The organism is Bradyrhizobium tunisiense, from assembly GCF_042263385.1.
Taxonomy (GTDB): domain Bacteria; phylum Pseudomonadota; class Alphaproteobacteria; order Rhizobiales; family Xanthobacteraceae; genus Bradyrhizobium; species Bradyrhizobium tunisiense.
Genome location: NZ_JBHLEV010000001.1, coordinates 1,427,371 through 1,452,227, shown reverse-complemented (window position 1 = coordinate 1,452,227; position 24,857 = coordinate 1,427,371). Strand labels below are relative to the sequence as shown.

The 24,857-nt window shown below is 64.1% G+C and carries 27 protein-coding genes and 1 tRNA gene; 11 read left to right on the top strand and 17 right to left on the bottom strand.

What is annotated here, in order from left to right; genetic code table 11:
• Positions 1–381 (bottom strand): response regulator, encoded by a 381-nt coding sequence (locus ACFDR6_RS06825; protein WP_317241840.1) that lies wholly within the window; start codon positions 379–381, stop codon positions 1–3.
• A 177-nt stretch (positions 382–558) separates the two neighbouring features.
• Here ACFDR6_RS06825 and ACFDR6_RS06820 point away from each other — a divergent pair, with 177 nt between their 5' ends.
• From ACFDR6_RS06820 to ACFDR6_RS06790, 7 genes are all read left to right on the top strand, one after another.
• On the top strand, positions 559–1,323 hold the full coding sequence (locus ACFDR6_RS06820; protein ID WP_317241839.1) for a Crp/Fnr family transcriptional regulator: 765 nt from the start codon (positions 559–561) through the stop codon (positions 1,321–1,323).
• Positions 1,324–1,375: 52 nt separating this feature from the next.
• Positions 1,376–2,092: a prolipoprotein diacylglyceryl transferase gene (locus ACFDR6_RS06815; protein ID WP_375857820.1), complete on the top strand. Its 717-nt coding sequence runs from the start codon at positions 1,376–1,378 to the stop codon at positions 2,090–2,092.
• Complete coding sequence (locus tag ACFDR6_RS06810) at positions 2,089–3,534, top strand: radical SAM protein (RefSeq protein WP_375857819.1); 1,446 nt, start codon at positions 2,089–2,091, stop codon at positions 3,532–3,534. Before ACFDR6_RS06815 ends, ACFDR6_RS06810 begins: the two co-directional genes overlap by 4 nt.
• Entirely contained in the window at positions 3,531–3,758 is a 228-nt protein-coding gene (locus tag ACFDR6_RS06805; protein WP_375857818.1) for a hypothetical protein, read from the top strand. The genes ACFDR6_RS06810 and ACFDR6_RS06805 overlap by 4 nt, the downstream gene beginning before the upstream one ends.
• A complete protein-coding gene (locus tag ACFDR6_RS06800) occupies positions 3,755–4,036 on the top strand; it encodes a hypothetical protein (protein WP_194405357.1) in 282 nt (93 codons plus the stop codon). Before ACFDR6_RS06805 ends, ACFDR6_RS06800 begins: the two co-directional genes overlap by 4 nt.
• Before the next feature lie 237 nt (positions 4,037–4,273).
• Positions 4,274–6,100: a translational GTPase TypA gene (typA, locus tag ACFDR6_RS06795; RefSeq protein WP_317241835.1), complete on the top strand. Its 1,827-nt coding sequence runs from the start codon at positions 4,274–4,276 to the stop codon at positions 6,098–6,100.
• A 176-nt stretch (positions 6,101–6,276) separates the two neighbouring features.
• Positions 6,277–7,524: a flavin monoamine oxidase family protein gene (locus ACFDR6_RS06790; RefSeq protein WP_375857817.1), complete on the top strand. Its 1,248-nt coding sequence runs from the start codon at positions 6,277–6,279 to the stop codon at positions 7,522–7,524.
• Here the strand turns inward: ACFDR6_RS06790 and ACFDR6_RS06785 are convergent.
• The 6 genes from ACFDR6_RS06785 to ACFDR6_RS06760 form a co-directional block, all read right to left on the bottom strand.
• On the bottom strand, positions 7,521–7,874 hold the full coding sequence (locus ACFDR6_RS06785; protein WP_375857816.1) for an HNH endonuclease: 354 nt from the start codon (positions 7,872–7,874) through the stop codon (positions 7,521–7,523). The genes ACFDR6_RS06790 and ACFDR6_RS06785 overlap by 4 nt on opposite strands.
• A 147-nt stretch (positions 7,875–8,021) precedes the next feature.
• Positions 8,022–8,420 carry a hypothetical protein gene (locus ACFDR6_RS06780; RefSeq protein ID WP_375857815.1) on the bottom strand — a complete coding sequence of 133 codons (399 nt, stop codon included), beginning with the start codon at positions 8,418–8,420 and terminating at the stop codon, positions 8,022–8,024.
• A gap of 54 nt (positions 8,421–8,474) precedes the next feature.
• Positions 8,475–8,882, bottom strand: a complete 408-nt coding sequence (locus ACFDR6_RS06775; protein WP_375857923.1) for a thiol-disulfide oxidoreductase DCC family protein — start codon at positions 8,880–8,882, stop codon at positions 8,475–8,477.
• 61 nt (positions 8,883–8,943) lie between these two features.
• Positions 8,944–10,263 (bottom strand): SDR family oxidoreductase, encoded by a 1,320-nt coding sequence (locus tag ACFDR6_RS06770; RefSeq protein ID WP_375857814.1) that lies wholly within the window; start codon positions 10,261–10,263, stop codon positions 8,944–8,946.
• A gap of 8 nt (positions 10,264–10,271) precedes the next feature.
• Entirely contained in the window at positions 10,272–10,739 is a 468-nt protein-coding gene (locus ACFDR6_RS06765) for a DUF2269 family protein (protein ID WP_375857813.1), read from the bottom strand.
• Positions 10,736–11,635, bottom strand: a complete 900-nt coding sequence (locus ACFDR6_RS06760) for a dienelactone hydrolase family protein (RefSeq protein WP_375857812.1) — start codon at positions 11,633–11,635, stop codon at positions 10,736–10,738. The genes ACFDR6_RS06765 and ACFDR6_RS06760 overlap by 4 nt, the downstream gene beginning before the upstream one ends.
• Before the next feature lie 267 nt (positions 11,636–11,902).
• Here ACFDR6_RS06760 and ACFDR6_RS06755 point away from each other — a divergent pair, with 267 nt between their 5' ends.
• Positions 11,903–12,412, top strand: coding sequence for a GNAT family N-acetyltransferase (locus ACFDR6_RS06755; RefSeq protein ID WP_007598725.1), 510 nt, complete (start codon positions 11,903–11,905; stop codon positions 12,410–12,412).
• 179 nt (positions 12,413–12,591) lie between these two features.
• Positions 12,592–13,128, top strand: a complete 537-nt coding sequence (gene ppa, locus ACFDR6_RS06750; protein ID WP_317241829.1) for an inorganic diphosphatase — start codon at positions 12,592–12,594, stop codon at positions 13,126–13,128.
• 132 nt (positions 13,129–13,260) lie between these two features.
• Here ppa and folD read toward each other — a convergent pair whose 3' ends face one another.
• Genes folD through ACFDR6_RS06735 form a run of 3 tightly spaced genes read right to left on the bottom strand, consistent with a single transcriptional unit; the run spans position 13,261 to position 14,832 of the window.
• Complete coding sequence (folD, locus tag ACFDR6_RS06745) at positions 13,261–14,145, bottom strand: bifunctional methylenetetrahydrofolate dehydrogenase/methenyltetrahydrofolate cyclohydrolase FolD (protein WP_375857811.1); 885 nt, start codon at positions 14,143–14,145, stop codon at positions 13,261–13,263.
• A gap of 9 nt (positions 14,146–14,154) precedes the next feature.
• A complete protein-coding gene (locus tag ACFDR6_RS06740) occupies positions 14,155–14,526 on the bottom strand; it encodes a DUF167 domain-containing protein (RefSeq protein ID WP_375857810.1) in 372 nt (123 codons plus the stop codon).
• A 15-nt stretch (positions 14,527–14,541) separates the two neighbouring features.
• Positions 14,542–14,832: a YggT family protein gene (locus ACFDR6_RS06735; RefSeq protein ID WP_212082462.1), complete on the bottom strand. Its 291-nt coding sequence runs from the start codon at positions 14,830–14,832 to the stop codon at positions 14,542–14,544.
• Positions 14,833–15,035: 203 nt separating this feature from the next.
• Between ACFDR6_RS06735 and ACFDR6_RS06730 the strand changes: the two genes are divergently transcribed.
• A tRNA-Ala gene (locus tag ACFDR6_RS06730) sits at positions 15,036–15,111 on the top strand.
• Positions 15,112–15,210: 99 nt separating this feature from the next.
• On the opposite strand, the gene ACFDR6_RS06725 is transcribed toward ACFDR6_RS06730, so the two are convergent.
• The 7 genes from ACFDR6_RS06725 to ACFDR6_RS06695 all read right to left on the bottom strand — a co-directional run bounded on the left by ACFDR6_RS06725 (position 15,211) and on the right by ACFDR6_RS06695 (position 23,009).
• Positions 15,211–16,023 (bottom strand): enoyl-CoA hydratase, encoded by an 813-nt coding sequence (locus ACFDR6_RS06725; RefSeq protein WP_375857809.1) that lies wholly within the window; start codon positions 16,021–16,023, stop codon positions 15,211–15,213.
• Between the two features lie 132 nt (positions 16,024–16,155).
• Positions 16,156–16,956 carry a glutamine amidotransferase gene (locus ACFDR6_RS06720; protein WP_375857808.1) on the bottom strand — a complete coding sequence of 267 codons (801 nt, stop codon included), beginning with the start codon at positions 16,954–16,956 and terminating at the stop codon, positions 16,156–16,158.
• 124 nt (positions 16,957–17,080) lie between these two features.
• The gene (locus ACFDR6_RS06715) at positions 17,081–17,860 is read right to left on the bottom strand and encodes an SDR family NAD(P)-dependent oxidoreductase (RefSeq protein ID WP_212082471.1); all 780 of its coding nucleotides are present in this window, start codon (positions 17,858–17,860) and stop codon (positions 17,081–17,083) included.
• A gap of 242 nt (positions 17,861–18,102) precedes the next feature.
• The gene (locus ACFDR6_RS06710; protein ID WP_212082473.1) at positions 18,103–18,591 is read right to left on the bottom strand and encodes a tellurite resistance TerB family protein; all 489 of its coding nucleotides are present in this window, start codon (positions 18,589–18,591) and stop codon (positions 18,103–18,105) included.
• 179 nt (positions 18,592–18,770) lie between these two features.
• A complete protein-coding gene (locus ACFDR6_RS06705) occupies positions 18,771–20,180 on the bottom strand; it encodes an adenylate/guanylate cyclase domain-containing protein (protein ID WP_212082476.1) in 1,410 nt (469 codons plus the stop codon).
• 50 nt (positions 20,181–20,230) lie between these two features.
• A complete protein-coding gene (locus ACFDR6_RS06700) occupies positions 20,231–21,601 on the bottom strand; it encodes a cytochrome P450 (RefSeq protein ID WP_375857807.1) in 1,371 nt (456 codons plus the stop codon).
• A 34-nt stretch (positions 21,602–21,635) separates the two neighbouring features.
• Positions 21,636–23,009 carry a hydrolase gene (locus ACFDR6_RS06695; protein WP_375857806.1) on the bottom strand — a complete coding sequence of 458 codons (1,374 nt, stop codon included), beginning with the start codon at positions 23,007–23,009 and terminating at the stop codon, positions 21,636–21,638.
• Between the two features lie 136 nt (positions 23,010–23,145).
• Here ACFDR6_RS06695 and ACFDR6_RS06690 point away from each other — a divergent pair, with 136 nt between their 5' ends.
• Positions 23,146–24,834, top strand: coding sequence for an MFS transporter (locus ACFDR6_RS06690; protein WP_375847817.1), 1,689 nt, complete (start codon positions 23,146–23,148; stop codon positions 24,832–24,834).
• Positions 24,835–24,857 lie beyond the last annotated feature (23 nt).

The following is a 24,857-nucleotide window of genomic DNA, read 5'->3' as shown; positions in this document are numbered from 1 at the left end:
TCAGGGAGCGCGCGCGCGCAGAGCCGCCTCCAGCACGTCGCTCGAACACGGCTTCTGCAAGCGTGGCTGACCGGAAAATTCGGGCGGAATGCGCGCCTCGGCGCCATAGCCGGTGACGAAGACGAACGGGATATTCAGCGCGACCAGCCGCTCAGCGACCGCAAAGCTGGTCTCACGGATCAGCTCGACATCGAGCAGCGCGAAATCGGGCGGGCGGTTCGCGATGGCGTCCAGCGCCTGCGTCACCGACCCGACGGTCCTCACGCTTGCCACGCCGAACCCGAGCAGCCGGTCCTCGAAATCGATCGCAATGATCGGATCGTCTTCCACGACCAGAACGTCGGCGGGACAGGGTGAGCCATCGGAAAGTACGGGTGACATGATCGCAACTTGGAGCAGGGGGTTTTCGGATCAGGGCAGCCGCGCCACGATACCTGCGCTCAGCGCATCGGAGGGTTCCCGGAACGAAACCACCACATCACAGTTCTTCAGTCTGTCCACTTGTGCACACAGGATCCGGCCGGAACTCGCTATTGTTTGGAGCAGATGGGGATCACCATGGATGCGCGCATCAGCAAGACAACCGAGGTCGAGAGCCGGCCGGCCAACAATCTGCTGAGGCGGTTGAGCCAGGCGGACTACGCCCTGCTCGCGCCTCACATCGCCTTCGAGGACCGCGCGGCCAGCCAGCTGCTCTACAATCCCGGCGACGACGTCCAGGTCGTGCACTTCCCCTGCGGACCGGCGCTCGCGACCTTTCTCGTCCCCAACGAGGACGGCCGCGACGTCGAAACCATCCTGGTCGGCCGTGAGGGCGCCGTGGGCGGCATCGTCAGCGAGGGATTCCTGCCCGCCTATACCCGGATCTGCGTGAAATTCGGCGGGCCGTTTGCGCATATTCATGTCGCCAAGCTGGAAGCGGCCAAGCTGCGCTCGGCGTCGCTGCGCAACATCTTTGCCCGCTATGCCGATTGCATGCTGGCGCAGATCTTCCAGTCGACCGCCTGCAACGCGATCCATTCGATCGAGCAGCGGACCGCCAAATGGATCCTGGCGGCGATGGAGCGGACCGGGGACGAGAGCAGCGTGCCGCTGACCCACGAACAGCTCGCGACGCTGCTCGGCGTTGGCCGCTCCTATGCCAGCCGCGTGCTTCAGTCGTTCAAGGCAGAACGGATTCTCGACACGAGGCGCGGCTCGATTCTGGTCCTCAACCGCGACGGCCTGAGGCTTCGCGCCTGCCTGTGCAACGACGCGGTGAAAATGCACTTCGAGGAGGTGCTGCGCGGCGTCTATCCGACCGAGGAGCGGGAGGCCGGGTAGCGGCTTCTTCCCACTATCCCGCACCGCCTGAACCTGCGCTAGTATCCCCGGCATGAGCGGGGCTTTGCTTCACGTCATCTTCGACATTGCGGCATGGCTGGCGGCGGCCGCCGCCGTCTGGTGGCTGTCGCGACAACGCCTGCAGTTTCCGGCCCAATCCTTCCAACTGCCCTATGTCGCCGCGCTGGTGTTCGGCGCCGGCCTCGGCGCCCATCTGTTCGGCTCCGCCAATCTTTGGCTGTCGGGCCAGAGCGGCATTGCGCGCTCGGTCGAGGGCGCGCTGGCCGGCGGCATCGTGGCGATCGAGCTCTACAAATGGACGGCCGGCATCGCCTTGCGCACCGGCGCGCGGTTTGCGCTGCCGCTGGCCGTCGGCATCGCGATCGGCCGGCTCGGCTGCTACTTCGCGGGCCTCGACGACTTCACCTATGGCACGCCAACATCGCTGCCCTGGGGCCACGATTTCGGCGACGGCGTTCTCCGCCATCCGGTGCAACTCTACGAGAGCGCGGCCATGGCCACATTCGCGCTCGCCTACGTGCTGACGGTCTTGAACCGGAACGCGTTTGTAATCACCAATGGTTTCTACCTGGCGCTCGCCTGCTATGGAGCGCAACGCTTTCTATGGGAATTTCTCAAGCCCTACGGCACGCTGATCGGCCCGCTCACCCTGTTTCACCTGCTGTCGCTGTCCATCCTGCTCTACGCCGGCGTCATGTTGGCGACCGCGCCCAAAGCGAGACCCTTGCAGAATGAGTTACTTGCATGAACGCGCCGTTGCGTAGATCGCGTCCGTATATCTTCTGGGGCCAGACCCAATCCCTCTGCGAGACCTGCCTGAAGCTGGTGCCGACCAAGATCCAGATTCTCGACAACGAGGTCTGGTACGAAAAGCGCTGCAAGGAGCATGGCGTCCAGTCGACCCTGGTCTCGACGGATGCCGCCTATTGGCGCCTCTGCAAGGACTTCATCAAGCCCGGCGACCGGCCGCTGCAATTCCAGCAGCGCACGGAATTCGGCTGCCCCTATGATTGCGGCCTCTGTCCCGACCACGAGCAGCATTCCTGCCTGGCGCTGATCGAGATCACCGAGCACTGCAACCTCACCTGCCCGGTCTGCTTCGCGGAATCTTCGCCGGCACGAACGAAATTCACCCCGCTCGCCACCGTCGAGAAGATGCTGGACGCGCTGGTCGCCAGCGAGGGCGAGCCTGATCTGGTGCAGATTTCCGGCGGCGAGCCGACGCTGCATCCGGACTTCTTCGCGATCCTCGACGCCGTGCGCGCCCGCCCGATCCGCCACGTCATGATCAACACCAATGGGCTGCGCATCGCGCGCGAAAGGGATTTCGTGGCGCGGCTGGCCGAGAACAAGCGCGGGCTGGAGGTCTATCTCCAGTTCGATTCGCTGCAGCGCGAGGGGCTGATCAACCTGCGCGGCGCGGATTTGCGCAAGATCCGCCAGCAGGCGCTGGAGAATCTCGAGCATTACGGCGTATCGACCACGCTGGTCGCCACCATCAAGCGAGGCGTCAACGATGCCGAGATCGGCGACATCGTCCGTCACGCGCTGACCTGGACATGCGTACGCGGCGTCACCTTGCAGCCCGTGCAGGACGCCGGCCGCAACGACGATTTCGACGAGAAGACCGACCGCATCATGCTGTCGGAGATCCGCAAGCGCGTGATCGAAACCGGCGTATTCGGCGACAAGGACATGATCCCGCTGCCCTGCAATCCCGAGAGCATCTCGATCGGCTACGGCCTGCGCAATGGCGAGAAGGTGCTGCCGCTGACCTCGCTGATCCCGCAGGAGCAGCTCGTCGCCGTGATGCCCAACACGATCAGCCCCGAGAAATACCCGGTGCTGCGGGAAAAATTCGTCGACCTGTTCTCGCTGTCGTCAGGCCCGCTCAACACGAGCGAGCGCGTCTGCGAACTCTTGTGCTGCCTGCCGAGCTTCCAGGTGCCGGAAGGGCTGTCTTACGAGAACGTCTTCCGCGTCACCATCGTGCAATTCCTCGACCGCTTCAATTTCTGCGTCGGCAACGTCAAGCGCAGCTGCATCCATTTCGTGACGGAGCAGGGGGCGATCATTCCGTTCGACACCTACAATTTGTTCTACCGGAACGGCAAGATCGACGGCATCCGCGCCGAGTTGGCCGGCGAAACCTATCGGGACGCCGGGCAGCGTGAGGAGATGCCTCGTTGAGCGAGACGCCTTCACCTCCATCGTCGCGGAGCGGATGCGCCACCGCGTTCATGGTAATGTTCGGGGTGATCCTGCTGCTGCCCGGCATCTGCGCCCTGATCTTTGCCTTCGACCAGACCCAGTCGTCTCACTTCGACCCTCGTTTCATCCCCGTCCTTGTGCTTGCAATGGTGGTGGCCTTTGCCGGCGTGATGCTGATCAGGGCAGCGAGAAAGAGACCATGAGCGATTCCAGCCCCACCCCACCGGCAGTGCCTCCACAGATCCAGCAACCGCGCAGCGGCTGCCTGACCGCGCTGATGGCGATCGCCGGGATCTTCATGCTGCTGCCGGGACTCTGCGCGCTCCTGTTCGGCGGAATGTCTGTGGTCGAGGGTGGCCAGATCCCTTCCGACATCGCCTCGCTGGTCTTTTTGGGTCTCGTTATCGGCATCGGAGGCGTCGTCATGATCTGGGCGGCCATCGTGGGCCGAAAGGCCCCGCCGGCCCGGAACGGGAGCTAACCCCCGGGGATTCCCGGACAAAATTCAGTCAACCAAGGCCCAAAGAACGCATTGTTTTTTGGCCGTTTTTGCATATATTGCGCCGCAACGCGTAGGGTGCCCGGTCAAGATGGCCGGGCTTCCTTTTTGGGCGGCGAGCGCCCGTTTCCAGTCTTCCAGCGTTGTTTCGAGAAGAGGTCCCGGTCCGACCGGCGAGATCGCGCTTAACCCATTGTTCGAACGCAAAGAAGCTCCCTCATGAACCTCCGCAACGTCGCCATCATCGCCCACGTCGACCACGGCAAGACGACCCTCGTCGACAAGCTCCTCCAGCAGTCCGGCACGTTCCGCGAGAACCAGAAGGTGACCGATCGCGCCATGGACTCCAACGATCTGGAGCGCGAGCGCGGCATCACCATCCTGGCCAAGGCGGCCTCGGTGCAGTGGAAGGACACCCGCATCAACATCGTCGACACCCCCGGCCACGCCGATTTCGGCGGCGAGGTCGAGCGCATCCTGAACATGGTGGATGGCGCGCTGGTGCTGGTCGACGCCGCCGAAGGCCCGCTGCCGCAGACCAAATTCGTGGTCTCCAAGGCGCTCAAGGTCGGCCTCAAGCCGATCGTCGTCATCAACAAGGTCGACCGCCCCGACGCGCGCCCGACCGAAGTCATCAACGAGGTGTTCGACCTGTTCGCGGCGCTCGATGCCAGCGAGGAGCAGCTCGACTTCCCGATCCTGTACGGGTCGGCCAAGCAGGGCTGGATGGCCGACAGCCCGGAAGGCCCGAAGGACAAGGGCATGGAGCCGCTGTTCGACCTGATCCTGCGCCACGTGGCGCCGCCGACGGTCGAGGAAGGTCCGTTCAAGATGATCGGCACCATCCTGGAGGCCAATCCCTATCTCGGCCGCATCATCACCGGCCGCATCTCCTCGGGCGTGCTCAAGCCGAACCAGCAGGTCAAGGTGCTCAACGCCGAGGGCAAGCTGGTCGAATCCGGACGCATCACCAAGATCCTGGCGTTCCGCGGTCTCGAGCGCACGCCGCTCGATGAAGCCGAAGCCGGCGATATCGTCGCCATCGCGGGCCTGACCAAGGGCACCGTCGCCGACACCTTCTGCGATCCGACCGTCGAAGTGCCGCTGCCGGCACAGCCGATCGACCCGCCGACCGTGTCGATGTCCTTCATCGTCAACAACTCCCCGCTCGCCGGCACCGAAGGCGACAAGGTGACGAGCCGCATGATCCGCGACCGTCTGCTCCGCGAAGCCGAAGGCAATGTCGCGCTGCGCGTGGTCGAAGCCTCCGACAAGGACGCGATGGAAGTGTCGGGCCGCGGCGAATTGCAGCTCGCGATCCTGATCGAGACCATGCGCCGCGAAGGCTTCGAACTCTCGGTGTCGCGTCCACGCGTCGTCTACCAGAAGGACGAAGCGACCGGCGCCACCATGGAGCCGATCGAGGAGGTCGTGATCGACGTCGACGAGGAACATTCCGGCGTCGTCGTGCAGAAGATGAGCGAGCGCAAGTCCGAGCTGATCGAGATGAAGCCCTCGGGCGGCAACCGCCAGCGCCTGGTGTTCTACGCGCCGACCCGTGGCCTGATCGGCTACCAGGGCGAACTGCTCACCGATACCCGCGGCACCGCGATCATGAACCGCCTGTTCCACGGCTATGCGCCGTACAAGGGCGAGATCCAGGGCCGCCGCAACGGCGTCTTGATCTCCAACGACCAGGGCGAAGCGGTGGCGTACGCCATGTTCAAGCTGGAGGATCGCGGCCCGATGATGATCGAGCCGGGCTGGAAGGTCTACAAGGGCATGATCGTCGGCGAGCACACCCGCGACAACGACCTCGAGATCAACGTGCTCAAGGGCAAGCAGCTCACCAATATCCGCACGACCTCCAAGGACGAAGCCGTGCGCCTGACCCCGCCGATCCGCATGACCCTGGAAAAGGCGCTCGCCTATATCGAGGACGACGAGCTCGTCGAGGTCACGCCGAAGTCGATCCGCCTGCGCAAGAAGCACCTCGACCCGAACGAGCGCAAGCGCGCGGAGAAGGCCAAGGAAGCGGTGGCGTAAGGCCGCGGCACACACTCGCTGTCGTGCCCCGGCTTGACCGGGGCATCCAGTACCCCGCGGCTTCTCGGCTCTACAACGGTCGTCTCTCGAATACTGGATCGCCCGGTCAAGCCGGGCGATGACAGTTGTGCGCGTGGCGGCTTCAGCACTCTTCGCGAACGTGCTAGAGCCCGCCCATGACCTCCCTCCCCTCCTCCGTCGACGTCGCGATCATCGGCGCCGGTGCCGCCGGCCTCGGCGCGGCACATGCGCTGCGAGGCTGCGGCCTCTCCGTGATCGTGCTGGAGGCCCGCGACCGGATTGGCGGTCGCGCCTGGACCGTGCAGGCCTCGCCCGAGGTGACGTTCGACGTCGGCTGCGGCTGGCTTCACTCCGCGGACAAGAACTCCTTCGTGCCGATCGCGCGACAGCTCGGTTTCGAGCTCAACCGGGACCTGCCGCCCTGGCGAGAGCGCGCCTTCGGCAACGCTTTTCCGCAGGCCGAGCGCGACGACTTCATGCGCGCGATGGACGCATTCTATGAGCGCCTGTGGGAAGCAGCGCAAAACGGCAAGGACGAACCCGCGAGCCTGAGCCTCGAGGCCGGCAATCGCTGGAATCCCATGATCGATGCGATCTCGACCTACATCAACGGCTGCGAACTCAAGGACATGTCCACGCTGGACTGGAACGCCTATGAGGACACTGGCCTCAACTGGCGCGTCCGGCGCGGCTATGGCGCGCTGGTCGCAGCGTATGGTGCACACTGCCCGGTGGCGCTGAGCTGCAACGTCACGCTGATCGACCATTCCGACACGCGCATCCGCATCGAGACATCGCTGGGTACACTGACAGCCGACAAGGTGATCGTTACGGTGCCGACCAACCTGATCGCCGAGGAAGCGATCCGCTTCTCGCCTCCGCTTCCGGCCAAGGTCGATGCCGCCGCCGGCCTGCCGCTCGGCGTCGACGACAAGGTGACGCTGGCGCTCGACGACGCCGAGGCCTTTCCCAAGGAAGGCAACCTCCGCGGCGCCACCATGCGCACGGACATGGGCACCTACCACGTCCGCCCGTTCGGCCAGCCCTGCATCGAAGGCTTCTTCGGCGGCAGCTTCGCGCGCGCCCTGGAGAATTCCGGCGAAGGCGCCATTGCCGCCCATAGCATCGACGAGATCGCCGGCTTTCTCGGCAATGACATCCGCCGCAAGTTGAAGCCCCTGTACGAGTCGCGCTGGGCTCACGATCCGTTCGCCCGCGGGTCGTATTCCCATGCCCTGCCCGGCCACGCCGGCGACCGTGCGGTGCTGGCAGCGCCAGTGGATGGACGGTTGTTCTTCGCGGGCGAGGCGACGTCGCCGGAGTTCTTCACGACAGCGCATGGCGCGCGGGACAGCGGGGAGCGGGCGGCGCGGGAAGTGCTGGCGGCGATCGGGAAGGGCTAACCTTTAAATATCTTGTCTCTATGAAATTTCAGAAAGAGCGCATTGGGGTAGAATGCTGGATCATTTGGAAGATTGATCGAGCGGCTTTGATTGAGGAGTCGCAGGGCGTCATCTGGAACATGATTTTCCGCGGTCAGGATTTTGTAATCGTCTCCTATCGAGATCAGACCTCGATCAAACATCCAGTGCACAGTACCCGAAAGTGCCAGACCATTGCGAACGGAGTCTGGCCCTTTCTCTGCGACGGGCTGAATGTGCGCGGCCTGAACTTCGGGGCGACCGCCTCCGTTGATAAGACGAAGTCCCGTCATCGCACATCGGTTCTCGTACGCCGCGCGAACGTTGTACATGAATGACTTCTCGCGAAAAGGGCGCGAAACTGTCATCTCGATGATCGGACGCTCAAAGGGGATGCTCGGCTCGGAAATTTCGAACTGCCGCGACTGGCGCTGCGTCGTTTCCTCGCCAAGAATCGGTGCAAATCCAGCCTTCAGAATCTAATCAAATTCAGCATCAGGGATCAGTCGAACAGCACGACCGAAGGCACCCTTGTTGGTGCTTCCATCTGCCTTTCTCAGGGCTCTTTCATAGTAGTGACTCCCTTCGGTGAATGGCACCGGCCGATCGAAGTCCAAATAGTCATCCACGCGAGCGTAGTAGTGGTCTTCTTTCTCCTTGTCTTCAATGAGCTCTACCACGCGGGCGACTGCGAAGTACGATTGTCGTCCACCGAAACTCGACAGTTCAACTGTCGTGCGCCTGGGCTCATAGTAAAGAATGTAGTCGCCGACCGCCTGCCGAACCTGATTGAGATAGGTGCGAGGAAAATGATAGCGGACCTCTGGCAGGTCTTTGTACCCGGGAGTCACTTTTGTCGTGAGAACCGCCTTCGACATTCCTTGGACTTATCGCTCCTGATACTTCGCTTCCTATAGCCGACGGCAGTTTTATCACTCAATCATCCGACCCCGCAAATCCGCATCTGGCACGAAGCAGACGTCATACTTCCCAAAAATGCGATAGCGGTTGCGCGCGATGAGGCTGTATACCGCGTCCCGCAGCGGCTTCGGCACAGCGAACAACGCGCGCACCCAACCCCAGCCTGGAAGCTGCGACAGCACCGTCAGCGCGGCATCGGACTTCATGAAGACCTCTCCGCCATAAACGACCGCGTTGGTGTCGGGGTCCTCCGGATCGATACCGAATGTCCGCGCGAGCCGGGTCCCATAATCCGACTGGATCGGCGTGAACCGAAATCGTCTCGCCGTATCGCGCTGCGCCACGAAACGGACCCAGCGTGAGCAGAAGATGCAGACGCCGTCGAAAAGGATTACGTCGTCGTCGGGCCATTTGCTCATCAGACTCTCTTTTTGACGCGTCTTCTTCACGCGAACCGGAATTCCACTTCGCCCGAAAACCCTATCGATTATCCAGCATCAGCAGCGCGACGAGCATCAGCACGATCGCGGGGCCGGTCTTGACCAGTGCACCGAGCGGTTCGATCCAGAGGTCGGGCGTCAGGATCGCCGCGCCGACCATATAGCCGAGCGAGGCGACAATGCCCGCGACCAGGCCGATCGCCGCGGTGCGGCGGAAGGCGATCAGCGCCCCGATACTCATGTCCATCAGGCTGGTGCCGATGGTGACGGGATCGACCAGCGCGGGCGGAAAATTGTGCGCGCTCAGGATCCCGGCGGCTGCGCGATAGGATACGAACAGCGCGATGAAGCCGGAGACGAGCCAGAACACCACAAGGCTCGCCAAGATCAGCGCCTTGACCAGGAACAGGCGCGCGAACCATTTATCCTGGATGGTTGCGGGATGACGGCCGATCGTCTCAACCAGCGTCTTTGGCGTGATGCCGGTCGCGGCGATCCAGGCAGCGGGATTGCCCGTCACGCCGCGGCGAAGCTCGGCGATGGCCGTGGAGCGCATCGGCGGCATCCAGCCGAGAGTGTTGGCGAGATCGCCGACTTTGGCCCCGAGATCGAGCACGAAAGCCGGCATCGTGATACGCGGCCAGCCGAATGTGCCGAACGCGCGGCGGAATTGCTCGATGACGGCGGCCATCGTGACAGGCTCTGTTTGCATCAGATCCCAGCTCACCGCCTTCATGGTCGCATCGTCGACGTCGCGCGCGGCGAGCCAGGCGATGGTGGCTGAAATATCCTCGACCGCCACGGGCTGGAACGGCGTCGCCATCTCCTTGTCTGGGATCTCGAACGGTAAGGCTGCCAGCGCGCGGAGCATGGCACTGCCGCCATAAGCCGACGGTGCGATCACGAAGCCGGGCCGCAGGACGGCATGCGGAATGCCCGAGGCCGCGATCAAGCGCTCGGCTTCGCGCTTGGTCGTCGCGAAGGCGGTGCGGTCGGCTTCTGCCGTCCCCGGAATCGAGATGTGCACCAACCGGATCGCGCGGCCGCTATCGCCGATCGCCGCCAGCAGCCGCGTGACGAAATCGCGATGCACGGCGCCCGTATCGCTGCCGGGCCCGTCCTGGAGCACGCCGAGGCAGTTCACGACGACGTCGACGGCGTGCTCGCGGAGCAGTCGCGTCAGCGCGGCGATATCGAGGGAGAGGATCGGCAGCTCGATGTCCAGCGAGTTCATCTTTTGCGCCGGCGACAGGCTGCGCGCGAGGCCGACGACGCGAAATTCCCGCGCGCGAAGATCGTCAGTGACGAAGCGGCCGATGAGGCCAGAGGCGCCGAGCACCAAAATGGTTCTCATACCCATCGTGCCTCTCAGAAGGGTTTGGCGATCATCAGCCACAGGATCAGCATCGTCGCACCGAAACCGGGGAAGCCGAATGCGAACCAGCGGCGGAACAGAACAAAGTAGCGCTCCGGTAGCGCACTGCCCTGCCCCGCCGCCTTGTGCGCGAGATCGCGCATCTCGATCTGCATGAAGACGACAGGGACCCAGAACAGGCCGGCGACGAGGTAGAGCCCGAGCGAGGCGAGCAGCCAGTGCTCCGTGAACGGCGTCGCCGCGAGTATCATCAGCAGGCCGCCCGTCAACGGCTGGAGGATCACTGCCGACAACGTGAAGATCGCATCCGCGACCACCACCACGGAAGCCGTACGCGCGATGAACGCCACATCGTTCGTGCGATGCGCCATCAGCATGAAGAAAGCAATGCCCGTTCCGGTGCCGAGGATGACGACGGCACCTAGCACATGCAGATACTTTACCAGGAAATACAGCGTCATGGCTTCTTGGTCGCCATTGGCCGTGGCTGACTCAGCGCGCGCGAGAGCTCGCGGCTCGCAGCGTCGACCCCGGCCTCGCTCTCGATCATCCAATGCCCCTCGCTGCCGACAGCCGGCAAGGTGCGGAAGTCGACCTTACCACCACTGCTGCGAAACGCCTCGACCAACGCTCTTGAAAAAGCCGGCGAGAAGTAGCTGTCGTTGCCCGCGACGAGCCATGTGACAGGAATGCGCGCGCCCCTTCCGAACTCCGCGGCGGCCGCGCGAAGCGCGTGCGGCGCGCAGATTCGGTTCGGCTCGTCATTGGCATGACCACCGCGCCCCGGCGCAAACACCGTGATCGCGGAAATCGCTCCCGGATCGGCATTGGCGAGCGCCAGTGCGCCCCAGCCGCCGGCGGAATGGCCGATCACGATGCCGGCTTCCTTGCGAATGAAATCCTGCTTTCGCAAATGCTCCAGCGCGAGCCGGATTTGCTCGGCCGTTGCACGGCCCGAACGCGCATAATCGGCCTCGTCGCAACCACCCTGGTCCTCGACATAGCGGCCGCCGGTGGCGCCATGGCCGAGGCGCTCCGGCACCAGCACGGCAAAACCGCGCGCGACCAGGAAGGCTGCGAGCGGACGGTATTCCGGCTGCGGCATTTGCGCACGACGCAAGACGTTCTGCGTCGAGGCGTGCGCGATCACCGCAAGCCGGAACGGACCTGTGCCGGCGGGGCGAAACAGCAGGGCATGCGCGGCAATGTCGGCATCCGGCGACGGCACAAGCCATTCTTGCCGGCGAAGCGGGCTACCCTCCTGTTCCGAGGGGCCAAACGTGACCTGAGCGCACAGAGGCGGCGCGGTCAGCAAGGCCAGCAGAGGCAAGAGCGCGATGGTGTTGACGAGCCGCATGAATGGCCGAGGGCGAACACGAACAGCGACAGCCACACTAGTAGGAACGAATCACCATGGGCGGACTTTCTGCGTCGCCATTGTCATTCATTCGTTGCCGCAACAGGAGTTTTGCACCGACGCAGGGCATGCAGGTGGCCTTTGACGATGCGTCTTGTCTTTTTTCGGCACAACATGGTTGAGATACTGATGCACAAAGTCCACACGTTAACCGATAATTAACGATAGGTCTTGCCGCCGACGCGGCGACTTGGTTTGATTGCGTCCATGAGCACAACCCTGATCGAGGTCCGGCCGGCCAAAGCTGCAGATGCAACTGCGGTGGCGTCCACGCATGACGAAGCCTGGCGCTCCGCCTATCAGGGCATCATTCCCGGCGCCGAGCTGGAAAAGCTCATCAACCGCCGTGGCCCGCAATGGTGGGACAGCGCAATCCGCAAGGGCAGCCGCGTCAGCGTACTCGTGTTCGGCGACAAGATCGCGGGTTACGCCAATTACGGTCGCAACCGCGCCCGCAGTCTGCACTTCGACGGCGAGGTCTACGAGCTCTATCTGCGTCCGGAATTCCAGGGCCTCGGTTTCGGCCGTCGCCTGTTCACCGCCGCCCGCCGCGACCTGATGCAGAGCGGGCTGAAGAGCATGGTGGTGTGGGCGCTCTCGGACAACGACCCGGCGACCGAGTTCTACCGGGCCCTGGGGGGCCGTATGGTGGCACGCTCGTCAGAGCGCTTCGGGCCGAAGTCGCTCGACAAGGTTGCCTTCGCTTGGACCAATTGAGCTGCTGAAAGCTGAATCGGCAGCGTTTCCCTTCCGTCGATACCGCTGCCTTTGAGCCGGTGATTGCCGGATTCATTCTTTCACAAAAACGCGATGGATCAGCGGGCCAAGCCCGCGTATGACAGCGCCAAAATCGGCTGCCGGGGCGCGATTTTACCTCGGCAACAACGGAGCCTTGAATGCGTATCGATGCGATCTCGATCGGGAAAAACGTACCACATGAAGTCAACGTCGTCATCGAAGTCCCCGTGGGTGGCGAACCGATCAAATACGAGATGGACAAGGAGGCCGGCACGCTGGTGGTCGATCGCTTCCTCTACACGCCGATGCGTTACCCCGGTAACTACGGCTTCATTCCGCACACTCTGTCGGATGACGGCGACCCCTGCGACGTCCTGATCATCAACACCCGCGCCATCATCCCCGGCGCCGTCATGAGCGTGCGCCCGGTCGGCGTGCTGTTCATGGAGGACGAGGCCGGCGGCGACGAGAAGATTCTGGCGGTGCCATCGTCGAAGCTCACGCAGCGCTATGACAAGGTGAAGTCGTACTCCGACCTGCCCGACATCACGCTGCAGCAGATCCAGCACTTCTTCGAGCACTACAAGGACCTCGAGAAGGGCAAATGGGTGAAGATCCTGCGCTGGGGTGGCCCGGAGGATGCACACAAGCTGATCCTCGAAGGCATGGATCGCGAGAACAAGAAGAAGGCCTGAGTTCGGCCCCCTCGTCATTCCGGGGCGCGCGTCAGCGCGAACGACGGTGCGCTCTTGCGCAACTGAGAATCCAGAGGTTGAGGCGCGAGATTCCGGGTTCGGCTCTCCAAGCCGCCCCGGAATGACAACCCCTTACACCGCCGGCTTCGGCAGCCCAGCGATCGCGCAGGCCGCGCGCAGTGTGTTCACCAGCAGGCAAGCCACCGTCATCTGACCGACGCCGCCCGGCACCGGCGTGATGGCGCCGGCGATTCCAAGCGCTTCCTGATAGGCGACGTCGCCGACGAGGCGGGTCTTGCCATCATCCTTCGGAATCCTGTTGATGCCGACGTCGATCACGGTCGCGCCCGGCTTCAGCCAATCGCCGCGCACCATCTCCGGCCTTCCGACCGCGGCATAGACGAGATCGGCCTTCTTCACGAGCCCGGGCAAGTCGCGCGAGCGCGAATGTGCGATCGTCACCGTGGCGTTCTCGTTCAACAGCAATTGCACCAGCGGGCGGCCCACCAGATTGGAGCGGCCGATGACGATGGCGTTCATGCCCTCCAGCGAGGCGTGCACGCTCTTGGTCAGGATGATGCAGCCGAGCGGCGTGCAGGGCGACAGCGCCTCGAAGCCGCCGGCAAGCCGGCCGGCATTGTTCGGATGCAGCCCGTCGACGTCCTTGGCGGGGTCGATGGCGTTGATGACGGCTTCCGTGTTCAACCCCTTCGGCAGCGGCAGCTGCACCAGAATGCCGTGCACGGCCGGATCGCGGTTCAGCTTTGCGACGAGCGCCAGCAGATCTGCCTGCGCGACGTCGGCGGGAAGCTTGTGCTCGAACGAGGCCATGCCGGCGGCCTGGGTCTGGGTGTGCTTGGAACGGACATAAACCTCGCTGGCGGGGTCGGTGCCGACCAGGACGACCGCCAGACCCGGCACCAGATTGTGCTCGCGCTTGACCCGGGCGACCTCCTCAGTGACGCGGGCCCGAAGCTCCGCGGCGATGATTTTTCCGTCGATAATCCTGGCGGTCATGTCAGTCCCTCAGTCTTTCGATTTGGCGGCCGCCGATTTGACTTGGACAAGCTGGCGCAGGGCATCGCCCAGCCGTGCCGGCTCGCCGTCGACCGCGATCTGCTTCAGCCGCGAGGTGGCGCCGGACAGAAGCCGCACGCTGGCCTTGGGGACACCAAGCGATTTTGCCAGCAGCACCAAAACGGCCTTGTTGGCCTCGCCGCCATCGGCAATGGCGCGGACCCGCACCTTGAGCACGCTGCGGCCATCGGCCAGCTGCTCGATCCCGTCGATGTCGTCGCGGCCGCCGCGCGGCGTTACCCGTAGCGCGACGCTGATTCCCGCGGCCGAGTAGCGCCAAGGTTCCTTGTAAGCTTCCTTGCCGGTTTCTCGGGCGACCAAGGCGCTCCAGCCCGCTCAGACCACGTTCGGATAGATGTAGTACAGGATCACCCGCTCGATGAACATGATAAGCAGGATCAGGATGATCGGCGAGATGTCGAGGCCGCCCAGACTTGGCAGCAAATTGCGAATCGGCGCGAGGACCGGTTCGGTGATCCGGTACAGGAACTCCGCCACCGCCGATACGAACTGGTTGCGGGTGTTCACGACGTTGAAGGCAATCAGCCAGGACAGGATCGCCGAGGCGATCAACAGCCAGACGTAGAGGTCGAGCACGATGATGACGATGTCGAGAACGGCACGCATGGCTTTTGAAGACTCTGGCTTTTGAAAACTCTGGCTGCGGTCGGGATTGACGCCTGTTGCTAGATATCGGTTCCCCCCCATCCAAACAAGGGAAGTCGGCGTCCGAATGGCTAAAACCGGGTGACACCCGTCCTTGACTTGACCTTGGCGGGGACTTAAATGGCGCCCGGTTGTCGGCCGCGTTTACCAGAGCGGCCAGCAAAGGGGCCATAGCTCAGCTGGGAGAGCGCGTCGTTCGCAATGACGAGGTCGGCGGTTCGATCCCGCCTGGCTCCACCAGCCTTCGCAGGCTACGCCTGCTTCGGCTTGGCAAGCCTTTTAGTAGTGAAGGCTGCCGCGGCGGAGCCCGAAGGGCGAAGCCGGGCTCATTTTGAATCCCTACCTCCCCGTAAACCTTGGCGGCCGCTTCTCCATGAAGCTCGCCACGCCTTCCCGGAAATCGCTGCCGGCCAACGCCACCATCATCTCCCGGTTAGCCTCGATCGTCGCCTCCGCCAGCGTCTGGAACGGCACCTCGTAGAGCTGGCGCTTGATCACGGCCATCGCGCTCGGCGAGACGAAGTCGGCGAGATCGCGCGCATAGGCATAGGTCTCCTCGCGCAGCTTCTCGGGCGAACTGAGCCGGTTGACCAGTCCGATTCGCAGCGCCTCGTCGCTCGACACACGCCGCGCCGACAGCAACAAATCCATCGCGTTGGCATGACCGACGATGCGCGGCAGCATCCAGCTGATGCCATGCTCGGCAATCAGACCGCGCCGGGCGAAGGCCGTCGTGAACACGGTATTGTCGGCGGCAAAGCGCAGGTCGCAATAGAGGGCGTGGACGAGTCCGATGCCGGCGGTGGCGCCATTGAGCATGGCGATCACAGGCTTTCCGATCGAGGGGTAGAAACCGTAGCGCGTCTGCCAGTCCGGCCGCCGGTTCATGTCGAACGGCGGCAGGTTCGAGGCGCGCCTGACGTCATCGGGGTCGAGCCCCTTGAGCGCATCCATGTCGGCGCCGGCGCAGAACGCGCGGCCCGCGCCGGTGAGGATGATGACGCGGACATCATCGGCGGCGCTCGATGCTTCCATCGCATGGCGCACGTCGCGCTCCATGGTCGGCGTCCACGCATTCATGCGGTCGGGACGATTGAGCGTGATAGTCGCGATCTTGTCGCTCACCTCGTAGAGAATGTGTTCGTAGGCCACGGCGCTCTCCCTTGTTTGCCGGCACGCATTGGTGCGCGCTCGTTGGCAGAGAGCCTAGCATATCAGGAGCAGAGGCAAGGACTTGCGCCAAGGACCTGTACGAAGGACCTGTACGTAGGACCTGCGCGAAGGTCACTCGGCGGCTTGCGCCAGCACGGGCCGGCGCGCCAGCCAGCCGTCGATGAAATGATCGAGCCAGGCACGCTCCGCAACATCGTACACGGCACGATCGGCGAAGTGATGGTGCCGCTGCCGCGCACCGGGCGCGCTGAAGCCGTCATAGCCACGCGTAGTCCAGCGGTGCATCATCGCGTAGGTCACGTCAGGATGAAATTGCACGCCGAACGCATTGCCGGCGCGGAACGCCTGCACTGGAAAATCGTCACCTTCTGCAAGCAGCTCTGCGCCGACAGGCAGCTCGAACCCCTCGCGATGCCAGTGATAGACCTGAGCCGGCCAGGCCGGACAGAGCGCGCGGCCCGCGGCTGTGGGGCGGATCGGGTAGTAGCCGATCTGGGTCAGCCCATCGGCATGCGGCGCGACGCGCGCACCGAGCTGCATCGCGAGCATCTGGGCCCCAAGGCAAATGCCGAGGAACGGCCGCTGCTCGCGCAGCGGAATTTCGATCCAGTCGATCTCGCGACGAATATAGTCGTCGTAATCATTGGCACTCATCGGGCCGCCAAAGACCACGGCGCCGGCATGCTGATCGAGTGTCTCGGGCAGGGGATCGCCGAAGCGGGGACGGCGGATATCGAGACGATGGCCGAGCGCGCGCAGCGCATTGCCGACGCGGCCGGGGGTCGAGCATTCCTGATGCAGGATAATGAGAACCGGCAGGCCGCTTGTCGAATTGGAGGCAGGCGCGCCCGGCGTCGTTAGCGGGAAGGGCACCAATTCTGCGCTACCAAACCTGTCCGTCCGGAACGACATTGTCCTTGCGAAAGTTATTAGGTCCAGACCGCCAGCATAACTAAGCGATCGTTAATTTCGTGTGAGTTCGCGCACACATCGAAACGTAAGCAAGCTCCGGGCCAATACGGACGCCGGGCGCTCCTTAGTGCCTCTGCCTCTGGAACCGACTGGTGGCGGCCAGGATGAAACCCCGCGGGAAAAAGCGCAGTGCAAATGGCACAATCTTGATGCCCAGACCGGGCAGCACTGCCCTTTTATTGGCCATCAGCCCACGATAGGCCTCCCGGGCGACATCGACGGCAGAAACATTGAGAAGGGCCGTATCGTGTCCGGAGCCGACGCCGGCACGCGCCTGGAATTCGGTGGGCACGGGACCCGGGCAAAGGACGGTGACGCGAACGCCGCGCGGCGCGAGCTCCGCCCGCAGCGCTTCGGTAAAGGAAATCACGTAGGCCTTGGACGCATAATAGACGGCCATGCCGGGGCCGGGCAGGAATCCCGCGACCGAGCCGACATTGAGAAGACCGCCCTTGTTCTTGATGAGCTGATCGGCAAAGCGCAGCGACAGGTCCGTCAGGGCCCGCACGTTGACATCGACAATCCCGACCTGGTCCTCGCGATCGCGCTCGATGGCATCGCCGAATACGCCGAAGCCGGCATTGTTGACGAGGTGATCGAGCTCGACGCCTTCGGCGGCGAGCGCCGCCGCGATCGTCTCGCCGGCATCGGTATCCTGGAGATCGCAGACGATCACGATCGGCTTCTGACCGCTCTTGGCGGCGAGCTCGTTCGCGAGCGCCTCAAGCCGATCCGCGCGCCGCGCCGTCAATGCCAGACGATGTCCGTTGGCGGCAAATACGCGCGCCAGCTCCGTGCCTATGCCCGCCGAGGCACCGGTGATCAACGTTACCCGCTCAGTCACGATCCAAGTCTCTTGATCCAAGTCTCATGGATTGATGAATTTGGCCCCGCAATGGTGGAACCAGAGCATAGGCCGAGCGCGACAGGCAAGCGGCGCTGGCAGCATGGCAGCTTGAGCGGAGGTCAGAGAGAGCAAGAAAGCCGCGGAATACCGATGAATCCGGACGCAACGGGGCCGGCGGCTACATTAAAGTTTCGTCATGTGATCCGCACAACCGGCCATCCCGCGCAGGTGGCACGGGGTCAGCCACCGACGGCGCTATCCTTCAACTGGCCGCCGGCACGGTCCGCAATGGCGTGCTTCAGCTCAATCCGGTCGCGCTGGGCAATCCCGAGCAGGTCGGAGGCGCGCCAGACGACGTTGTCCTCGAACTCGCTCACCTGTCCGTCGGCATAGACCAGCTCCCACATCATCTGCACGATGCGCTTGCGCCCCTCCTCGTCGAGCGAGCGCATGATGACGCTGGTGAAGTGATAGAGGTCTACCGCCTCGCCCTCGACCTGGGTTGCGTCCGCGATCAGACGCTCCGCCGTACCTCGGTCGAGCCCAAAATGGCTCTCGATCAGGCCGTGCAGCTTGCGTTGCTCTTCCGCTGTCGGCTGGCCGTCCAGCGAGATCACGTGGACCAGCAACGCCGTCGCGGCCAATCGATAATCGCTGTCGCCGAACGTGCGGTTCTGGTTCTGGGGGGCGACGATGTCCGTGATGAATTGGCGCAGGCCGTCGAGCATAAGGTCCTACCGAAATCGATGCGCCGCAAGGAGCGCGGCTGTTACCAGCATCATATGAGGAGGAAACTCAACCGGCGCAACATGCGGCAGTTCCGCGCGTCGCATTACGTTTCGGCAATCTGTTCACTGTCATCCCGGGACGATGCGCGAGCATCGGACCCGGAATGACAGTTTGTAGCTCAGGGGATCTCGTACACCACCATCTTGTCGGCGATGCCGCGCAGCGCCGCCTGTTTCTGGATCGGCTTGATTGCACGCTGCTCCAGCACCTCGGCAACCGCGGGCGCATCGAGCACCGGGCCGGTGATGTGGATCTCCTGCGCGGTCGAAAGGCTTTGCACACGGGCGGCGATGTTGACCGTCTGGCCGAAATAGTCCTGCCGCTCGTTGAGCATGACCGCGAGGCAGGGACCTTCATGGATGCCGATCTTGACGATGAGATCGTCCGTGCCGCGCTGCTTGTTGAGCGCGTCCATCGCCGCGCGCATCCGCAAGCCCGCGACGATGGCATGCTCGGGACGGACAAAGGTCGCCATCACGGCATCCCCGATCGTCTTCACCACGGCGCCCTTCTCGGAGGAGATGATCTCGAGCAGCGCATGGAAATGCGCCCGCACGAGATCGAAGGCGGCGAGATCGCCGACGCGCTCGTAGAGCGCGGTCGATCCCTTGAGATCGGTGAACAGGAAGGTCAGCGAGGTGATCTGCAGCCGCTGGTCGAGACTGAGATTGTCCGCCTTGAACACGTCGCGAAAGGTCTGGTTCGACAGCATCCGCTTGGCGGTCAGGAACGGCTTGCGCTTGCCGATGAGATGGTGAAGTGCCTCGGCGGCGATGAACACCGAAGGCAACACGCGCACGCCGGCCTGGTTCTCCAGCGACAGCCGCAGCGGACCCGGCCGCATCGTCGTGGTCCCCGTCGGGGCCTGCACCTTGTTGTACATGATGGCTAGCTGCTGGCGGTCCTTGGTCGGCTCGCCCTGGACGTCGATGAAATGGGCCGCGTGCGTCACCGGCTCGAAGATGATGACGAAGTCACTAGGCAATTGCAGCGACATGGTCGCCTTCTCGCCGGCCGGCAGCTCCATCGTGTCGAGCGTTACTTCGTTAGCGAGCGTCGCGAACGATTCAAGATTGAAGTCGACGCCGGAGCTCCAGAACATTTGCTTGAAATACTCCCAAACCGGAAGCGTATCGGGGTCGTGCGCCGCGATTCGTCGCACCCGCGGATTCACGGTGAAGGAGACCTCGACCTGATCGTCGACCGAGGTCTTGTAACCGCACGCGCAGAGCGCACAATGATACTCATCCGGCTTGAGCGCCTTCAGGGTCGAATGCGCCCCCAGCACGCCGCTGCAGCCCGGGCATAACACGTTCCAGCCGAGATCGAACAGGCCGAGCCGCGCCGCATGCAGGAAGCCGGAGATCGCATGCTCTTCGTCGACGCCATACTGCGTCGCGAAGTCGAGAACATTGACGCGGTTGAGCTCGTGATCCTCGCCGTGCTCGATGAGGCGCGCGATCGCGTCGACCACTTTAGCGTCGGCGGTCTGCTTCAGAACGGAAAATTGGGCCTGGACGTCGCTCATGGCGAGACTCTACCTAATGGAGATCAAGACATCGGCCAGACGAGAGCCTGTCATCGACGCGTGATGCGGAACATGGGTGAATGGTCCGGCTGGGTCGTGACGACACCGAGCGGGATCACGGGATTCGCGGTATCGGCGAGCTCGACCCGGAACGCGCCGATCAGCCGGGCCAGCGCCAGCACGGATTCGGCTTGCGCGAACGGCGCGCCGATACAGACGCGCGGACCGGCGCCGAACGGCAAATAGGCGAAACGATCGGGCGCCTCCGTCGACGTGAAGCGCTTGGGAATGAACGCGTTCGGCTGATCCCACAGCTTCTCGTGCCGGTGCAGCAGCCAGGGCGCGATCATGATGATGTCGCCCTTGCCGATCTCGACGCCGGCCGCATTGTCCTTGTCGCGCGCCGCGCGTGCCACGAGGAAGGCAGGCGGATAAAGCCGCATCGTCTCCTCGATCACGGCGCGGGTGAACTTCTGCCGATCGATGTCGGCCATGCTGTCGAGATGCTCTCCGCGGGCCTCGGAGGCGACCTCCTCCTGCGTATCAGGGTCGAGCGCGAGCAGATAGAGCGCCCAGAACAGCGCCGTCGCCGTGGTCTCGTGACCGGCGAGGATCATGGTCGCGACCTCGTCGACGAGCTGTTCGTCGGAAAAGCCCTTGCCCGTTTCGGGGTCCCGCGCCTCGTCCATGAGGTCGAACAGGTCGCGCGGCGGTGCGCCGTCCTTCTTGCCGGTTGCACGCCGTTCGGCGATCAGCATGGCAACGAAATCGGTCCAGCGCTTGCGGAAGCGCGCCCGCGCAAAATCCATCGGGCTCGGCCAGGACACCGGCAGCACCATGTCGAGGAGATACGGGCGTCCTAACCGGGCGGCATATTCCATGATGAAATTGCGCAGGGTCGCGCCATGCCGGTCCATGCCGAACGAGAACATCGTGCGCCCGGCGATCTCGAGGGTCATGCGCTGCATGATCTCGCGCAGATCGACGTCTTCACCCGAGCGGCCATCCAGCTTCGCGATGGTCTCGTCGAGCACCGCCGTCATGTGCGGGACCAGGTTTGCGGTCGCGCGCGGCGTGAAGGCCGGCGCAAGCGTGCGGCGCTGAAACGTCCAGGAATGACCTTCCGCGATCAGGAGGCCGTCACCGAGAACGGGACGCAGCATGCGGATTCCCGCCGGCGTGCGCGTGTAGTTCTCGTAATTGTTGAGCAGGACGTGCCGGATCGCATCCGGCCGGTTCAGGATGAAACTGTTGCGGAAGAAGAAGCGCCCCTGGACGACGTCTTCCTCATAGGCGCGCTGCCCCCAGGTTGCGATCATGTTCCGGCGGATCACCGCGAGACGACCGAAAAATGACATGTCGTCGGGCGCACGCGGGGGAGCCGGAGGGATGATGGGCCGACGCACGCTGGCGATATTCATGGCACTCTCCCGGGGGATGGGACGCAGGCAACAGCTAATAAGTCAGCTCGGCGATCGCAATCCTGTTCTCGAGGGCGGGCCAGGCACGTGTCACAATCCGTTCTTCGCCGAACTGGGCCACGATGTTACGTCCGACCTCGGCCGCCGCAAACCGCAATGTTGCCACCGAATCCGTCGGCACGCCCGGCTTGACGTCGGCCGGCTCCTTGCCGTCGAACAGAACCACGTCCCGCGGCAGACCGAAATAGCCCCTCGGCCGTGACATGATCACGACCGCGCCGGCGTCCTTGTCCGCTGGCCCGAGCGGCCGTGCGGCGCGCAAATGGACGACGTCGGACGAGCGCAGGAATGGCGAGCGATAGATGTGTGTGATCGGCGCACCCGCCGAGGTCAGGACGAATTCCAGCGACCAGGACGAGTCGACCTGCGCCGGACCCCAGCGTCCGTCAGCGCCGGTCGTTGCGCTGTGCAGCGCACTGCCCTTGCGCTCACCGGTATCAGGGTCGACGCGGAAGATATCGACGGTTGCACCTGCGACCGGACGGTTGGTCGACACGCCGCCGGGCGTGCCGGTGACGAGTCCGCTCAACTTGACGCTTGCCTCGGGAACAATCGCGATGCGCGCGGGCTCGCGACCCGCGATGAATTTGTAGATCTCGCGGAAGGCGCGCGGATGAAACGCGACCTCGCGATGGTCGAGTGCACCGAGCACGAGATTGGTGGCGCCCTTCAGCTCCGGGCCTTCATTGGTGACGCCGGTCGGCGTGCCGGGCTTGCCGATGAAGCGGCCGTCCGCTTGCGCAAATTTGTCCATGCCGTCGCTGCGCAGCGTCAGGAAGGCAACACCCGGTGTCACCTCGCTCTCGCCCTCGTTCAGGCCGCGCAGGAATGCACCGCGACCGTTAAACTCGTTGTTGGGCTGGTCATCGGTCGCGAACACGCCGTGATTGGGTGTGCCGCACAGCACGGCGTGACTGACATCGGCCGCTCCGCCATTCCTGATGACGTTGCGGATCGCATTGCCGCCGCGCGAGCTGCCGACCAGCGCCACGCGAGGTGCGCCGGTCCGTCGCTTCAACTCGGCGATGGCAGCAGTGAGCTCCCGGCGCTGGTCCTCGGTCGAGGAGCGGTTCGCCTGCTCGACCTTGTCGTCGCTGCGCGCCAGCGGATCCGTGAAATTGATCGCGGCCATGCGATCGCGTGCGATGCCGTTGGATTCCATCCGCCATATCGTGGTCATCCAGAGCGCGTCATAATCGCCATTGCCGTGGACGAAGAGGATCGGCGGCGCTTCAGCATTCGGCGCCGCGGCAGGCGCAGTCTGGGCCAGCGCGCCCGCTCGCAAGCTCGCAACTGCGAAAGCCGCGGTCCCAGTCCCCAGCAGGATCGTCCGTCGCGACAGCTGCATTTGTTCCTCCCCGGCAAACCGCCTCTTTGCACTGCTTATAGCGGCCTAATCACTGGACAGCGAAGGACTTTCGCGGGCATCACTGGACTTGCCGGAATCGCGTGGAGCACTTCTGCCAGCCCATTTGGAAGGGGATATGACCGAGCAGACGAACCGCCAGAAAATCGCCGCCGACGGCATCACCGCGCCGCTGCGGTACACCGTGTTCCGGCGCATCTGGCTCGCCAGCCTGCTTTCCAATCTCGGCCTGCTGATCCAGGGCGTCGGCGCAGCCTGGGCGATGACGCAGATGGCGGCGTCGGCCGACAAGGTCGCGCTGGTGCAGACCGCCCTGATGCTGCCGATCATGCTGATCTCGATGCCGGCCGGCGCCATCGCCGACATGTATGACCGCCGCATCGTTGCGCTGATCTCGCTGATGATTGCCTTGATCGGCGCGAGCGCGCTCACCTTGCTGGCCGGCCTCAACATGATCACCCCCGAATTACTGCTCGTCTTCTGCTTCGTGGTCGGCAGCGGCAATGCGCTGTTCGGCCCGGCCTGGCAGTCCTCGGTCAGCGAACAGGTGCCGCCCGAGGCATTGGCGTCCGCGGTGGCGCTGAACGGCATCAGCTACAACATCGCACGCAGCTTCGGTCCCGCGGTGGGCGGCGTCATCGTCGCTTCGCTCGGCGCGGTCGCGGCGTTCGCCTGCAACGCGATCCTCTATCTGCCGCTGCTGGTGGTGCTGCTGCTCTGGCGCCGCAGCACCGAACCCTCCCGCCTGCCGCGGGAGAAACTCAACCGCGCCATGGTCTCCGGCTTCCGCTACATCACCAATTCGCCACCGATCAAGATCGTGCTGTTGCGCACGCTGGTGATGGGCCTGATCGGCGGCGCCATCATGGCGCTGATGCCGCTGGTCGCGCGTGACCTCTTGCATGGCGGCGCGCAGACCTATGGCATCATGCTCGGCGCCTTCGGCATGGGCGCCGTGATCGGCGCGCTCAACATCCACGAATTGCGCAAGCGCATGAGCGGCGAGGCCGCGATCCGCGCCTGCACCATCTCGATGGCTTTCGCGATGGCCGCGCTGGCTCTGAGCACGGAGCCGGTGCTGACCGCAACCGCGCTGGTTCTGGCCGGTGCGGTATGGATGGCCGCCATTGCGCTGTTCAATATCGGCGTGCAGCTTTCGGCGCCGCGCTGGGTTGCCGGGCGCTCGCTCGCGGCGTTCCAGGCCTCGATTTCCGGCGGCATCGCGATCGGCGCCTGGGGCTGGGGCCGTCTCACCGACTTTGCCGGTGTGGAAGTCGCGCTGCTGACCGCGGCCGGCCTGATGCTGATCTCGCCGCTGCTCGGGATCTGGCTGACGATGCCGCGCGTCGGTGCCCGCAACGAGGATGCCGACGTGCTGGCCGATCCCGAGGTGAAGCTGTCGCTGACGGGGCGCAGCGGACCGCTGGTGGTCGAGATCGAATACCGGGTCGCCCAGGAGAACGCGCGCGCCTTCCACAACGTGATGCAGGACGTGCAGCTCTCGCGCCAGCGCAACGGCGCCTATGGCTGGTCGATCGCGCGCGACATCGCCGATCCCGAATTGTGGACCGAGCGCTATCACTGCCCGACCTGGTTCGACTATCTGCGTCAGCGCAACCGCTCGACGCAATCCGAACGCGCGCTTCACCTCGAGGCGATCGCCTTCCACATCGGCCCCGAGCCGGTGCGGATCCGCCGCATGCTGGAGCGCCCGTTCGGCTCGGTGCGCTGGAAGGACGAGACGCCTGATCGTGCGAGCGCCGAGGTGCTGCCGGTAGTCGCGACCGCAGCGGGGAGCAGCACATAGCTTTCGCTCCGGAGCTCGCGCCT

What these genes read in the sequence shown, in the direction of transcription:
- ACFDR6_RS06820 (WP_317241839.1), top strand. Translation starts at nt 559, where the DNA reads ATGGATGCGCGCATCAGCAAGACAACCGAGGTCGAGAGCCGGCCGGCC.
- ACFDR6_RS06810 (WP_375857819.1), top strand. Translation starts at nt 2,089, where the DNA reads ATGAACGCGCCGTTGCGTAGATCGCGTCCGTATATCTTCTGGGGCCAG.
- ACFDR6_RS06755 (WP_007598725.1), top strand. Translation starts at nt 11,903, where the DNA reads ATGAGCACAACCCTGATCGAGGTCCGGCCGGCCAAAGCTGCAGATGCA.
- ACFDR6_RS06825 (WP_317241840.1), bottom strand. Translation starts at nt 381, where the DNA reads ATGTCACCCGTACTTTCCGATGGCTCACCCTGTCCCGCCGACGTTCTG.
- ACFDR6_RS06800 (WP_194405357.1), top strand. Translation starts at nt 3,755, where the DNA reads ATGAGCGATTCCAGCCCCACCCCACCGGCAGTGCCTCCACAGATCCAG.
- ACFDR6_RS06765 (WP_375857813.1), bottom strand. Translation starts at nt 10,739, where the DNA reads ATGACGCTGTATTTCCTGGTAAAGTATCTGCATGTGCTAGGTGCCGTC.
- ACFDR6_RS06785 (WP_375857816.1), bottom strand. Translation starts at nt 7,874, where the DNA reads ATGTACAACGTTCGCGCGGCGTACGAGAACCGATGTGCGATGACGGGA.
- ACFDR6_RS06710 (WP_212082473.1), bottom strand. Translation starts at nt 18,591, where the DNA reads ATGCTCGACGGCCTGCGCCAATTCATCACGGACATCGTCGCCCCCCAG.
- ACFDR6_RS06790 (WP_375857817.1), top strand. Translation starts at nt 6,277, where the DNA reads ATGACCTCCCTCCCCTCCTCCGTCGACGTCGCGATCATCGGCGCCGGT.
- typA (WP_317241835.1), top strand. Translation starts at nt 4,274, where the DNA reads ATGAACCTCCGCAACGTCGCCATCATCGCCCACGTCGACCACGGCAAG.
- ppa (WP_317241829.1), top strand. Translation starts at nt 12,592, where the DNA reads ATGCGTATCGATGCGATCTCGATCGGGAAAAACGTACCACATGAAGTC.
- ACFDR6_RS06775 (WP_375857923.1), bottom strand. Translation starts at nt 8,882, where the DNA reads ATGAGCAAATGGCCCGACGACGACGTAATCCTTTTCGACGGCGTCTGC.
- ACFDR6_RS06705 (WP_212082476.1), bottom strand. Translation starts at nt 20,180, where the DNA reads ATGAGCGACGTCCAGGCCCAATTTTCCGTTCTGAAGCAGACCGCCGAC.
- ACFDR6_RS06780 (WP_375857815.1), bottom strand. Translation starts at nt 8,420, where the DNA reads ATGTCGAAGGCGGTTCTCACGACAAAAGTGACTCCCGGGTACAAAGAC.
- folD (WP_375857811.1), bottom strand. Translation starts at nt 14,145, where the DNA reads ATGACCGCCAGGATTATCGACGGAAAAATCATCGCCGCGGAGCTTCGG.
- ACFDR6_RS06695 (WP_375857806.1), bottom strand. Translation starts at nt 23,009, where the DNA reads ATGCAGCTGTCGCGACGGACGATCCTGCTGGGGACTGGGACCGCGGCT.
- ACFDR6_RS06690 (WP_375847817.1), top strand. Translation starts at nt 23,146, where the DNA reads ATGACCGAGCAGACGAACCGCCAGAAAATCGCCGCCGACGGCATCACC.
- ACFDR6_RS06815 (WP_375857820.1), top strand. Translation starts at nt 1,376, where the DNA reads ATGAGCGGGGCTTTGCTTCACGTCATCTTCGACATTGCGGCATGGCTG.
- ACFDR6_RS06700 (WP_375857807.1), bottom strand. Translation starts at nt 21,601, where the DNA reads ATGAATATCGCCAGCGTGCGTCGGCCCATCATCCCTCCGGCTCCCCCG.
- ACFDR6_RS06735 (WP_212082462.1), bottom strand. Translation starts at nt 14,832, where the DNA reads ATGCGTGCCGTTCTCGACATCGTCATCATCGTGCTCGACCTCTACGTC.
- ACFDR6_RS06770 (WP_375857814.1), bottom strand. Translation starts at nt 10,263, where the DNA reads ATGGGTATGAGAACCATTTTGGTGCTCGGCGCCTCTGGCCTCATCGGC.
- ACFDR6_RS06720 (WP_375857808.1), bottom strand. Translation starts at nt 16,956, where the DNA reads ATGTCGTTCCGGACGGACAGGTTTGGTAGCGCAGAATTGGTGCCCTTC.
- ACFDR6_RS06760 (WP_375857812.1), bottom strand. Translation starts at nt 11,635, where the DNA reads ATGCGGCTCGTCAACACCATCGCGCTCTTGCCTCTGCTGGCCTTGCTG.